This is a genomic window from Pseudomonas sp. BRM28, assembly GCF_002939405.1.
GTDB classification, from domain to species: Bacteria; Pseudomonadota; Gammaproteobacteria; order Pseudomonadales; family Pseudomonadaceae; genus Aquipseudomonas; species Aquipseudomonas palmensis.
Genome location: NZ_PEFV01000001.1, coordinates 5,789,428 through 5,803,664, shown reverse-complemented (window position 1 = coordinate 5,803,664; position 14,237 = coordinate 5,789,428). Strand labels below are relative to the sequence as shown.

2 protein-coding genes are annotated in these 14,237 nt (G+C 69.4%); both read left to right on the top strand.

Annotated features, from left to right (window positions below; all coding sequences use genetic code 11):
- Positions 1-241 precede the first annotated feature (241 nt).
- Positions 242-1,384: a substrate-binding domain-containing protein gene (locus tag CR917_RS26485; protein WP_043860338.1), complete on the top strand. Its 1,143-nt coding sequence runs from the start codon at positions 242-244 to the stop codon at positions 1,382-1,384.
- A gap of 205 nt (positions 1,385-1,589) precedes the next feature.
- On the top strand, positions 1,590-14,222 hold the full coding sequence (locus CR917_RS26480; RefSeq protein WP_256589751.1) for a filamentous hemagglutinin family protein: 12,633 nt from the start codon (positions 1,590-1,592) through the stop codon (positions 14,220-14,222).
- Positions 14,223-14,237: the final 15 nt, after the last annotated feature.

Genomic DNA, 14,237 nt, shown 5'->3' with positions numbered 1-14,237 from the left:
TCACACCAACCCCTGTAGGAGCCGGCCTTGCCGGCGAAGGACCGCACTGCGGCCTTGAAAACACCCGAGAAATCCCCCGCCAAGCTCCCGATGTTTTTTCCTCTGACTGTCACCGCGCACTGCCAACCTAAGCCTCGTGGATCGGCCAGCAAGCCCTCTGGATCAAGGCGCTGCGCCACGCCATCGTGACATGCAAGCGCGACTCACCTCAACGTACGAACACGACGAAAGGAGCTTCTTCATGTTTAAGCGCACTATGATCGCAGCCTCGCTGGCTGTTGCCGCACTGGCTTCGGCTCAATCGATGGCAGCGGTTGTCGGTGGCGGTGCCACCCTGCCACAAGGCCTGTACACCACCCCAGGCGTACTGGGCGCCGGTTTCGACACCTACACCGGTGTTGGCAGCGGTAAAGGCAAGTCGGCTTTCCTGTTCAACCGTGCCGCCGATATCAACAAGCCCGCCGGTGTGACCGTCGATTTCGCAGGCAGCGACTCGATCCTTTCCGATGCGGAAATCAACACCTACAACCTGGACCACAACAGCGCCGGCAACGACGTCGCCAACAAGTGGGGCCCGCTGATCCAGGTTCCGTCGGCAGCCACCTCGGTCACCATCCCGTACAACCTCAAGCTGGCCAACGGCACTGCCGTCAACGACCTGAACCTGACCAGCGCCCAGCTGTGCGGGATCTTCTCGGGTTCGATCAGCAACTGGAACCAGATCGACGCCAGCTACCCGAACAAGGCCATCAAGGTGTTCTACCGCAGCGGCAGCAGCGGCACCTCCGAGATCTTCACCCGTCACCTGAACAGCCAGTGCCCGACCCAGTTCGGCGTCAGCAGCACCTTCACCACCGCTCAGGTCGGTGCAGAGCCTGCCACGTTCCAGGGTGTTGCCCTGAGCGGCGATATCGTGACCTCGGTGTACGGCACCGAAGACGCCATCGGCTATGTAGGCCCTGAAGACGTGGATGCCACCAACAACGCGAAGGTCGCTCGCGTCAACAACCTGCTGCCAACCGTCGGCAACGTGCAGACTGCACTGGCCAACGCCGCGCCACCGGCCACCGCCGCCGCACGCGCGATTCCGCAGAACTGGGCCCCGGTGCTGGCCAACCCGGCCACCGGCTACTCCATCGTTGCCTACACCAACCTGATCTTCGGTCAGTGCTACAAGGACGCCGCAGACGGCACCGCCGTCGTCGCCTTCCTGAACCGTCATTACGGCGCCACCACCAACAACGATGCGGCCATCATCGCGCAGAAGCTGATCCCGTTGAGCCCAGCCTGGAAAAACGCCGTTCGCCTGCAGTTCGCCAACCAGTCCGGCGCACTGGGCGTGAACAACCTCAGCGTGTGCAACACCCAGGGTCGCCCGGCCTAAGCCGCGCCGACGCCTGTCGCTGTACCCCGTCGGTAACGGCTCGCGCCGTTACCGGCTTTTGCGTTTCAGAACGCCACCGATCACATGAACTTTGCGTGACAAAGGTTCGGTCTGCCGCCCGTGCAACCGCCTATGTCATAGGTCACCGGCCGCACCGGCGTGTGGCATCCCATTACCGCGATGGACCAGAAAAGGATTGATTGCAATGCGCCTTGGCACTGCTGCTTCGCCCTCCCACCGTACCCACCGTCAGGCCGATATGCCCCTGCTGCGGCTCAAGCCGCTGGCCCAGGTGATTGCGCTGCTGGCCCTGGCCGGCAGCGTGCAGGCGGCGCCTGCGGCGTTCAGTTCGGCCTGGTTCGCGGCCAAGGGCAGCGCGCCGCAGGCCGGCGGTACGGGCGGGCAGGGCGGTGCGGTGCAGTTGCCGGGGCTGCCACCGCCGCTGGCCCAGCAGCAGCGTGCCAATGCCCAGTTGCAGCGTTCGCTGCAAAACCTCAACAACACCGTGGCCGCCATCGCCGCGCAACAGGCTGCCCAGGCGGCCGGCCGCGCCGCCGCGCTGGCGGCGCCCTCGAGCATCCACAACGGCCTGGGCGGCAATGGCCTGAACCCGCTGCTCGATGCCAATGGCAAGCCGTTGTTCACCAACGCCGAGGCTCCGGTACAGACGCAGAAGGGCGGCACCACCCAGGTGACGATCAAGCAGACCGCCGACAAGGCGATTCTCAACTGGGAAACCTTCAACGTCGGCCGCGACACCCAGCTGACCTTCCAGCAGGACGCCAACTGGGCACTGCTCAACCGCGTCGGCAACAGCGTCGCGCCCAGCCAGATCCAGGGCACGATCAAGGCCGACGGTACGCTGATGATCGTCAACCGCAATGGCATCGTGTTCAGCGGCAGCAGCCAGATCAACGTGCGCAACCTGACGGCGGCCGCCGCCACCATCAGCGACCAGCAGTTCACCGAGCGCGGCCTGTACGTGGACAGCCTGGGCAGCCAGCCGACCTTCACCGATGCCGCCGGCAAGGTCATGGTCGAGCGCGGCGCGCTGATCCAGACCCACGCCCCGGCCAGCTCCACCCAGGGCGGTGGCTACACCCTGCTGCTGGGCCACGAGGTGGAGAACGCCGGCCAGTTGATCAACGCCAAGGGCCAGGCGACCCTGGCGGCGGGCGATACCTTCTACATCCGCAAGGGCGTCGGCACGGCGGGCAACCCGTACTCCACCACCCGCGGCAACGAGGTAGCCACCACGCTGAAGGCCGGCAGCACGGCCGGCACGGTGAGCAACAGCGGGCTGATCCAGGCCAGCCAGGGCGACATCACCCTGACCGGGCATCAGGTGCGCCAGCAGGGCGTGGCCGTGGCCACCAGCTCGATCGACAACCGCGGCACCATCCACCTGCTCAACGCGGCCAGCGACCGCACCGGCAACGTGACCCTGGCCGCCGGCAGCACCACTGCCATCGTCATCGACGCCAACCCCGGCAGCGCACTGGACAGCCAGCGCGAGGCGGTGCGCAAGGACCTGGGCGGGCAGGTCAACCAGCGCAACGGCGCGTTCGACAACCTCAGCGCGGTGGCCGATGACCGCAGCCTGTCGCGGGTGGAGATCGTCAGTGGCGGCACGGTGGACTTCCAGGGCGGCTCGCTGACCCTGGCCACCGGCGGCCAGGTGGCGGTGAGTGCCGGCCAGCGCAGCCTGCTGCGCGACGGCGCGGTGCTGGACGTGGCGGGCGCGGTCGGGGTCAAGCTGGCCATGGACAGCAACAGCATCAAGGTCAACATCCAGGGCAACGAGCAGCGCGACGCGGCGGGCAACCGCGACAGCGGCGCGCTCAACAGCACCGATGTGTGGGTCGACATCCGCGAGCTGGTGCACGTGGCCGCCGGCACCAACGGCTACGAGGGCGAGCGCTGGTACACCGCCGGCGGCCTGCTGGAAGTGGGCGGCTACCTCGGCACGCGCAGCCACGGGCTGGGCGAGTGGCTGGCCCAGGGCGGCACGGTGAGCTTCACCGGGGGTGACCTGGTGACCCAGGCCGGCTCGCTGGTCAACCTCTCGGGCGGCACGCTGGACGTGGCCACCGGCTACCTCAAGCAGACCTGGCTCAAGGGCGCCGACGGGCGCCTGTACAACCTCTCGCGTGCCCCTGGCGACGTGCTGTACCAGGGCGTGTACAAGGGCTACGAGCAGCACAGCGCACGCTGGGGCCAGACCCGCTACTTCTACAGCCCGCTGATCGCCCCGCGCGAGCGCCTGGAGAACGGCTACACCGTTGGCCGCGATGCCGGGCGGCTGGTGGTCGGCACCGCCAATGCGCAGCTGGGCGGTGAGATCCTGGGCGAAACCTTCAAGGGCGACCACCAGCTGCAGGCCCCGCAGGCCGGCCTCGACGGCTACCGGCAAAGCCAGCTGAGCCAGGCCCGCGGCGCACAGCTGATCGTTGGCGACTACCGGCCCACCGCCACGGGCAGCGTGCTCAACGCCGGCGCGGGCAACCTGCACCAGGTGGTGATCGGCTCGCAGGTGCAGGGCGGCTCACTGACCCTCGACGCCCCGGTCGAGGCCGAGCGCGAAGGCGTCCTGCGCCTGGAGGCCGAGCGCCTGCGCGAGCTTGGCGGCCTGCAGGTGGCCGCGTATGAGAGCATCCGCCTGGAGCAGGCGCTGAACCTGGCCGACGGCGCCGGCCTGAGCCTGCTGGCGCCACAGGTGCAGATAAACGCCGACCTGGTCAGCCACGGCGGCGACCTGCTGCTGGGCAACCTGCAACGCGGCTCGGACAGCCTGCGGGTCGGCAATGCCGGCCTGGCCGCGCGTATCGAGGTGGCCGACGGGGTTCGCGTGGAGGCCAGCGGCCGGCGCCAGGACGGCGTCAATGCGCAGCCCGCCGACCTGTCGGCCTGGCTGGACGGCGGTTCGCTGGCCCTGCGTGGCACCGGCGACATTCGCCTGGGCCAGGGCAGTGTGCTGAGTGTGGAAAGCGGCGCGGCGCGCACCCCCGACGGCAACTGGCGCGGGGGTGCCGGTGGCGACCTGAGCCTGGCCAGCCTGACCTCGGGCGGGGCCGGTGGGCAGTTGCTGCTGGGCGGCGAGCTGCGCGGGTACGGCACCACGGGTGCCGGCACGCTGGCCCTGCGCGGCGACACCGTGAGCATCGGCGCCGACACCCCGGCGGCCAGCCTGAACCTGGGTAGCGATTTCTTCGCCAAGGGCTTTGCCCGCTACGAGGTGGTGGGCAACCAGCGCCTGGAGGTGGCGGCCGACAGCCAGGTGCAGGTGACGCGGCCGGTGTACCGCCTGCGTGGCGATGCCCGTTCGGCGGCCGAGGCGCTGGAGCTGTGGACGCCACCGCAGTATCTGGAGAACGCCGCCAAGGGCGTTCTGACCCAGCGCGCCGGTGCCAGCCTGCTGCTGCAGGCGGGCAGCGAGTTGGACCAGTCGGCCCAGCAGGTGGCGTCACGCTGGCTGCAGGTAGCCAGCGGCAGCCGTATCCAGGTCGATGACGGGCAATCCATCACGTTGCGCAGCCCCGGTGGCCTGCAGGTTGACGGCAGCCTGGTGGCACACGGCGGGCAGATCACCCTGGCTGACACTGTTGTGCAGGAGGCCTTGACCAGTGCGGTGCGGTTCGAGCCGCATCAACGGGCGATCCGGGTCGGCGCCGGGGCGCTGCTCGACGTATCGGCCCGTGCCGTCACCGCCGTGGACGCGCGTGGCGAGCGCTATGGCGAACTGCGCCAGGGCGGCAGTATCGTCATCGGCAGCACCTTCGACCCCAACCTGGGTGGCGCGCTGGCCCCCGACCTGTTCGTGGTGGTCGAGCGCGGCGCTGTACTGGATGCGTCCGGCAGCCAGATGAGCGTCGATGTACCCGGGGTTGGCGCGACTCGGCTGGCCAGCCAAGGCGGCAGCATCAGCCTGAGTTCGATCAATGGCCTGTACGTGGACGGCGAGCTGCGCGCAGCGGCGGGTGGCGCTGGCGTGGCGGGCGGCAGCCTGACCCTTGCGCTGGAGAGCGGTACCTACCCGATCACCCCGGCCTATGCCGAGGCCATCCGCCAGCGCGAGCTGCGTATCAGCCCGCGCGGGGAAGCCTTCGCCAACCAGGCCGGTAAGCTGGAACATGGCCATGGCCACCTCAGCGTGGCCCAGGTGGCGCAGGGCGGGTTCGATGCACTGACGCTGTTCAGTCGCGGCGTGATCAGCTTTACCGACGACGTGACGCTGCAACCGGCGCGCAGCCTGCACCTGTATGCCGGTGCACTGGGGCTGGCCGAAGGGGCTCGCGCCGATACCCGGGTGCGCCTGTCGGCTGCGCATGTGCGTCTGGCCGGGTACACCAGCCTGCCGCCGGCCGGGCCGGGCCTCACCAACAATCAGATCGGTATCGCGCTTTCGTCGCAAGCCGATCAGGCCATGCTGCAGGTGGATGCGGCGCTGATCGACGTACGCAATACCCTGAAGTTCGGCACGGGGGTGAGTGAAGCGCTGAGCATCGATCGACGCGGCTTCCATCAGGTCAGCCTGAACAGCAGCGGCGATCTGCGCCTGCTCAAGACACTGGGCGGTAACGACACGCGGCTGGTGGCGCCGGGCACGCTGACCCTGAGCGCGGCGCAGATCTACCCTGGCACCAATGCCGTGGCAGTGATCAAGGCCGAGCATGTGAAGATTGCGCGCAGCAGCGCGGCCACGCCTGCCCAGCCCTATTCGCTGTTTGGCGCGCTGTCGATACAGGCCGACACCATCGACCAGCAGGGCGTGCTGCGCGCGCCCCTCGGCGCCCTGGTACTGGGCACCGCCAGCACCCGCGAAGTGACCCTGCGCCCTGGCAGCCTGACTTCGGTCAGTGCCGCCGGCCTGGTGATGCCTTATGGCGGCACCGTAGATGGCCTGGTGTACAACTTCGCCGGCCAGTCGCTGAACAGCACGGTGCTGGGCCAGAGCCTGCCCAACGGCTGGCTCAACGTGACCCTGGGCGGTGGCAGCATCGCGGTCGAACCCGGTGCGGTAATCGACCTGTCCGGCGGTGGCGATGTGCGCGGCGCCGGCTTCATCTCCGGGCGCGGCGGCTCCACCGATGCCCGCTATCACCCGCTGGTGCGCAACAACCCCGATGGCAGCTTCAGCCTGCCGGGCCTGGCGAACAACCCGGTGTACGCCATCGTGCCCGGTGTGCAGGCCAGCGTGGCGCCCGAAGCGGTGGCGGGCGAGCCATCGGGTTCGATGCCGTTGGTGGGCCAGCAGATCACCCTGGACGCCGGGGTACCGGGCCTGCCCGCCGGCACCTACACCTTGCTGCCGGCCAGTTATGCGCTGTTGCCGGGGGCCTACCGTGTCGAGGTCAACGGCCAGGCCAGCGTCGGCGCGCCGCAGGCAGGTGCCACGGCGCTGCGCAATGGCTCATGGGGCCTGACCGGCAAGCGCTCGATCGCCGGCAGCGGGCTGGGCGATGCCCTGTCGCAGCACCTGATACTGACCGGTGCCGACACCTTGCGTCGGTACTCGCAGTACAACGAAACCAGTTTCAGCCAGTTCCTGCTCGACGATGCCGCACGCCTGGGTATCCCGCGTGCCGCGCTGCCCATCGATGCCAAGGGCCTGACCCTGGACCTGGGCCATAACGACACCACGCGGCCCGGCTTCAGCATGCAGGGCGTGCTGTTGAACAAACCGGCGGACAAGGGCCACGGCAGCATCGCCACGGTGCTGTTCGGCGACACCCTGGTGATCCACGGCGACAACGCGCCCGCCACACCGGGTGCCGGCGAAACCGCCATTGCCGCGTCGCAGCTCAACGCCCTGGGTGCCAGCAGCCTGCGCATCGGCCATGCCGGGCAGCGGGTGTACGGGCAGGGTGGCAACCAGCTGCTGTTCGGTGATGCCAGGGGCACCAGCATCGTGCTCAAGGGTGGCGCCCACCTGAAGGCCGCCGAAGTGCTGATGGTTACCGGGCGCATCGCCGGCGCCATCAACATAGAGCAAGGCGCGAGCATCGATACGCTCGGGCAGGGCGCACCCGCCTACGACAGCCGCGACGGCTACCTCTACAACCCGCACAACAGCAGCCTGCTGATCGTGTCCAATGGCTGGGTCGACGTGCTGGCGCCGCAAGCGCCCAGCGGGACGATCACCGGGCCGGGCAGCATCCTGATCGGCGGCTGCCTGACGCGGTGCAGCGGCCAGACCGAGCTGTATTCCGAAGGCACCATTGCCGCCGCCACCAACAACCGCTTCAGCCTCGACGACCAGGTGCGCTTCGGCACCCGCAACCTGACCCTGGCGGTGGGCGCGATCAACGTCGGCAGTGCGCAAAGCCTGGCCGCCGCCGCTGCGGCGGGCTACCTGCCCAGCGGCCTGACCCTCAACCAGCAGGTGCTCGACCGCCTGCTGCAGGGCGATACCCGCCGTGGCGCGCCGGCCCTGGAAACCTTGACGCTGACCGTGCAGGACAGCCTCAACTTCTTCGGCACCACCGCGCTCGACACCCTCGACCCGGCGACCGGCAAGTCGCGCCTGAGCAACCTGGTGCTGGGCACCCCGGCGATCTACGGGCATGGCGCGGCCACTGACGTGGCCAGCATTCGTACCGGCAACCTGATCTGGAGTGGCGCCACCCAGGCCGCGCCGGCCCTGCTCGGCAACGGTGCCGGCACCGGCAGCGGGCGGCTGCAGATCGAAGCCCGGCGCATCGAACTGGGGTATGGCCCGCAGGCGCAGAGCAGCAGCCAGCCGGCGTTCGAGCGCCTGGCGCTGGGCTTCAGCGACGTGGCGCTGCTGGCCAGCGAACGCCTGACTGCCAACCACCGTGGCAGCCTGTCGGTGTATCAGTCACGCGGCGAGTATGTGACCGGTGAAGGCTACCGCTACAGCGGCGGCAACCTGCTGGTGCGCACCCCGCTGGTGACCGGTGAAGCCGGTTCGGTCAACCAGGTGCGCGTCGGTGGTGCCCTGCAGATGCTCGCGGGGGCGGCGCCGAGCACCGCCGACGCGCAGCTCAAGGCCGGGGCGCTGGGCGCCGAATGGTCGTTCAGCGCGCAGCGCATCGACCTCGACACCCGCGTGGCACTGCCCAGCGGCAAGCTGACCCTCGACAGCCAGGGCGACCTGCGCCTGGGCCAGGCGGCGCAACTGGACCTGGCCGGGCGCAAGGTCAGCCTCAACGACCTGGACAAGTACAGCTGGGGCGGTGACGTGATCCTGCGCAGCCAGCACGGCAACATCCACCAGGCGGCCGGCTCGATCATCGACCTGCACGCCGAACACAACCAGGCCGGCAGCCTGGAGGTGGTGGCGCTGGACGCCAGTGCCGGCCAGGTCGACCTGCAAGGCCGCCTCCTGGGCGCAAGCTCCGGCCACTACGATGCCGGGGGCACCCAGGTGCCCTACGCGGGTGCGGGTTTCACCCTGCGTGCCCAGGGGCTGGCCGGTGACCTGAGCAGTGCCTTCGCCACGCTCAACCAGCGCCTGAACGACGGCGGCGTGCATGGCAGCCGGCGCTTCCAGTTCAAGCAGGGCGACCTGCAGATCGGCAACGGGGTGCGCGCCAACCAGGTGCAGGTGTCGCTGGACAACGGCCATCTGCGTGTCAACGGCCTGATCGATGCCAGCGGCGAGCGTGTCGGCAGCATTCGCCTGGCCGCCGGCAATGGCCTGACCCTGGCCCAGGGCGCGGTGCTCGATGCACATGGCAGCGTGCTGCGCGTGGACAGCTACGGCAAGATCATCGACAGCCCCAACCGGGCTACGGTGGAGCTGAATGCCGGTGCCGGGCAACTGACCCTGGCGCGTGGCGTGCGTATCGACCTGCGCCATGGCACCGACGCACCACTGGGCGGCGCCGCCGGCCAGCACGATGGCCGCGAGCGCGGCACCCTGGCGCTGTATGCGCCGCGGCTGCGGGCCGACGACCCGACCCATGGCGACATCGCCATCGACGCCTCGCAGGCGCTGTCGATTCTTGGTGCGCAGCGCATCGACCTGTTCGCCATGGCGCGCGATCATGCGGCCCCGCAGGGCGTCGACCCGCATGTCAGCGGCAAGCCCTATGTCCAGATCGACCAGGCCTACCTCGACGCACGCCACGCGCAAAGCGTGCAGTTCATCGACAGCGCCCTGGCCAACACGGCGCTGGTCAATGGCAAGCTCGCCGGCCTGGTCAAGGGTTACGCCCAGCAGTTCCACCTGCGCCCGGGGCTTGAAGTGATCACCGACGGCGACCTGGTGGTCAGCGGCGACCTCGACCTGTCGCGCTACCGCTATGCCAGCCTCAACCCCAACGTGCACAAGACCGGCGCGGTGTACGGCTCGGGCGAGGCCGGCAGCCTGAGCCTGCGTGCCGGTGGCGACGTGGAGGTGCTGGGCAGCATCAACGACGGCTTTGCGCCGCCACCCGAGACCCAGGACGACGGCGGCTGGGTGCTGCTGGAAGGGCGCCTGGCCTATGGCGCCCAGGTGGTGGTGCCCAACGGCGGGGTCGAGCTGCACGAGGGCACCGGTTTTCTGGCCGGCCAGGTGCTCAACTACGACCTGCCGATACAGGCGCGCGTGCTGGCCTCGGGCGCTGTGCTGCCAGTGCGTGCAACCCTTTCGGCCGCGATCGAGCTGCCGGCTGGCACCGTGCTCTCGGCGGCGCTCTACAACGCCGACGGCAGCCAGGCACTGGCGGCGGGCACCCGCCTGGAGGCCCCGCTGCGCCTGGAAGCGGGCATGCAACTGGGTGCCGGCACGCGGCTGGTGGTCAACACGCCTGTCACGGCCATGACCTGGCCAAAAGGCGTGGCACTGCCGTCCGATCCGGGCCACCTGCTGAACGGTGGCGCCGATGACCTGGTGCTGCTGGCGGGCAACCTGGTGCTGCAACGCGGCGCGATCATTCCGCCGCGCACCGATATCAAGCTGGGGGGCGTGGGCTCGGTGGCGCTGCGCAGCGAGGGCAAGGGCACCAACTGGGCGGTCGCCAGCATGCTGCCGGCCGGTTCGCAGTCGTGGAACCTACGCGTGGTGGCCGGTGCCGATACCACGGCGGCCGACCCGCGCCTGGCCGACCCGAACGCCAGCGGGCGCCTGCGCCTGGCCGACCACCACGTGGGCATGCTGGCGGTAGGCGCCAGTGCCGGCTGGGTGTGGACCCAGGAAGGCATCGATGGGTTTGGTGTGGACGCCAAGCCCGGCGACCCGATCGACTTCGATGCCATCGGCTACCCCACGCTGTGCGACGAGTTCCCCACCTGGTGCGCCCGGGCACCGGCTGCCGGCGGCGGCCTGGTGTGGACCCAGGAAGGCATCGACGGCTTTGGCGTGGACGCCAGGCCCGGTGACCTGATCGATTTCGACGCCATCGGCTACCCCACGCTGTGCGACGAGTTCCCCACCTGGTGCGCCAGGGCACCGGCCGCCGGCGGTGGCCTGGCCTGGACCCAGGAAGGCATCGACGGGTTTGGCGCAGATGCCAGGCCGGGCGATCTGATCGACTTCGATGCGATTGGCTACCCCACCCTGTGCGATGAGTTCCCCACCTGGTGCGTGATGACCGCGCCGGGCAACACCGAGCACGACACGGTGCCCGGCGGCGCCTCGCGTTACAGCGTGCTGCGTACCGGTACCGGTGACCTGGACCTGATCGCCGCCGGCAACCTGGACATGACCACGCTGTTCGGCGTGTACACCGCCGGTACGGCGACCCCGGTGCCAGCCGCCTATCAACTGGCACGCGGGCAGGCCAATGACGGGCAGGTGCTGCCGGAGTTTCTCGGCGGCTACGAGGCGCTGGTCGATGGCGGCGCGCAGAGCCTGTATCAGGCCTGGTACCCGGAGCAGGGTGGCAACCTGCTGTTGACGGTGGGGGACAACCTGACGGGCAACTCCCTCAGCCGCGAATATGGCAGCCTGACCCGCCTGGCCTACCAGTTGCCCACTGCACAGGTCGGCAACTGGCTGTGGCGCCAGGGCAGTGGCAACGCGCTGGCGGCAGACGAGCAGATACCCACGGCCTGGTGGATCAACTTTGGCACCTATGTGCGCTACCAGCGCAACAGTGTGGTGGCCGGCTTCACCGGCTTCGGCACCCTGGGCGGGGGCAACCTCGATGTCACGGTGGGCGGGCAGGCCGGCACCCTCGATGTGATCGGCAATACCGCTGACCAGTACCGCACGCAGTGGGACGACAGCGCACGTACCCAGGCCCTGCAGCTGGCAGTGGGCAGCACCGGCCGCGTGGGCCGCGATGGCAGCCTGACGCTGGGCGGTGGCGGCGACCTGAACCTGAAGGTCGGCGGCGCCGTCAACCCGACCCAGGCGGCCCTGGGGCGTGGCGACAACGCCGATGTACTGGGCGTGGCCGCCCATGACCTGCAGGGTACCCTGGTCAACCTGCGCGGCAACCTGCAGGTGTCGGCAGCGGCCCTGGGCGGTATCGACCGTGCCTACGGCGCGCTCGGGATACAGCAGGACAGCCACGAAACCCGCGCCTACGACCCGTTCCAGGCCACCCTGGCCAGCGCCAAAGGCGGCCTGGTGGTGGTGCCCGGCGACGCCACGGTGCAACTGAGCACCCGGGGCGACCTGGTGCTGGGGGCGGCGGCCGACCCGGGCCGTGTGCCCACGCTCAACACCACGCCGTTCGGCACGGCGGCGGGGGGCGGCAACAGCTGGTTCAGCCTGTGGACGGCCAACACTGCCATCGACCTGTTCTCGGCGGGCGGTGACCTGACCCCCAGCACCCAACTGATCGAATTGACCCAGCCGGTCAGCGGTGATGCGCTGTCCGGCCTGGATACCTCGCCCACCGACGGGCGCTTTGTCTACCCGTCGATCCTGCGTGCGGTGGCGGCCTCCGGCAACCTGTACTACGGGAACTCCGCGCAGTACCGGGAGAAGAACCGGCTGCAGGGCGCGAGTGGCTACTCGTTGCTGCTGGCACCTTCGGCCAATGCCCAGTTGCAGCTTGTGGCGCAGGGTTCGATCTACGCCGGTGGCTATGCGATCAACCAGTCCGGCGCCGCACCGTCGGCCCTGGCCACGCCGTTCAACCCGGGTTTCATCGGCAGCTACAACGGCCACAGCGTCAGCAACCAGAGGCCAGACGGGATTGCGGCAGACCTGGAAGCGGGTCGCTTCCCGCTGTTCGCCTTTGGCAGCACCAGCACCGCCAATGCCTACGGGCAGTTGCAGCCGGCGCGCATCTACGCCGTGAGCGGCGACCTGGTGGGGGTGCGCTCGGGCGAGGTCCTGAACTTCGGCAATGCGCGCAATGGGGCCGTCTGGTACGAGGGCGCCGCACCGGTGTGGATGATGGCGGGGCGCGACATCGTGTACAGCGGTACCGGCCTTGGCGAGACCACCTACGTGCCGGCGATGATGTCGGACATCGTCGGTGCGCTGGCGCTGTCCAGCGGCAACCTGTTCGTGCACAACCACGCCACCGATCATTCGCAGGTGGTAGCTGGGCGCGACATCCTGTTCAGTGGCCTGAACGTGGCCGGCCCCGGCACGCTCACCGTCAGTGCCGGGCGTGACCTGCGCCAGGAGGACCGCGCGGCCATCACCAGCCTGGGCGCCATCGTCACCGGCGACAACCGCCCCGGCGCAAGCCTGGTGTTGCAGGCCGGTGTGGGCGCCCAGGGGCCAGGGTATGCGCGCTTTGCCGAGCTGTACCTGAACCCGGCCAACCTTGCCGACAGCAACCAGAGCCTGGCGGCGCAGCCGGGCAAGGTGGCCAAGACCTACGCCGAGGAGTTGCGTCAATGGCTGGCCGAGCGCTACGCCTTCGAGGGCGATGCGGCCCAGGCGCGGGCGCGGTTCGCCAGCCTGCCGGCGACCGAGCAGGCGGTGTTTGCGCGCCAGGTGTACTTTGCCGAGCTGCGTGCCGGCGGCCTGGAGTACAACACCGTGGGCGGGCCGCGCCAGGGCAGCTACCTGCGCGGGCGCAATGCGATCGCGGCGCTGTTCCCCGAGCAGGACGTGGCCGGCAACCCGATCCGCTACGACGGCGACATCCTGATGTTCGGCGGGGCCGGGGTGCGTACCCAGGTGGGGGGCGCGATCCAGATGCTCACCCCCGGTGGCCAGCAGGTGTTCGGCGTGGAGGGCGAGGCGCCGCCGGCCGGCGCCGGGGTGATCACCCAGGGCAACGGCGATATCCAGCTGTACGCGCGTGGCAGCATCCTGCTGGGGCAGAGCCGCATCATGACCACCTTTGGCGGGTCGATTCTGGGCTGGTCGGCCGAGGGCGACATCAACGCCGGGCGTGGTTCCAAGACCACGGTGGTCTACACCCCGCCGCGCCGGCTGTACGACACCTGGGGCAACAGCAGCCTGTCGCCCACGGTGCCGAGTACCGGTGCGGGTATCGCCACCCTGGCGCCGGTGGTGGAAGTGCCGCCGGGGGACATCGACCTGATTGCGCCGCTGGGCACCATCGATGCGGGGGAGGCGGGCATCCGGGTGTCGGGCAACGTCAACATTGCCGCGTTGCAGGTGGTGAACGCGGCCAACATCCAGGTGCAGGGTGATGCCAAGGGCATGCCGGTGGTGGCGGCGGTGAACACCGGCGCGATCTCGTCGGCGAGTGCGGCGGCGTCGTCGGCGACCCAGGCCGCCGAAGATGCGGTGCGCCAGCAGCAGGCCGCGGCCCGCCAGCGTCAGCCGTCGGTGATCACCGTGCAGGTGCTGGGGTTTGGTACCGAGCGCCTGGTGCCGGGCAAGGAGGGCGCGAGCCTGGGGCCGCAGTACAACCCGCAGAGCCCGGTGCAGGTGCTGGGGGCCGGGGCGCTGGATGAGCAGGCGCGGGGGCGGTTGACGGAGGAGGAGCGCGGGAATCTGGTGCTGTAGGGTTGCCAGGTTCGG

Coding starts and splice junctions, on each gene's coding strand:
- CR917_RS26480 (WP_256589751.1), top strand. CDS start 1,590: ATGCGCCTTGGCACTGCTGCTTCGCCCTCCCACCGTACCCACCGTCAG.
- CR917_RS26485 (WP_043860338.1), top strand. CDS start 242: ATGTTTAAGCGCACTATGATCGCAGCCTCGCTGGCTGTTGCCGCACTG.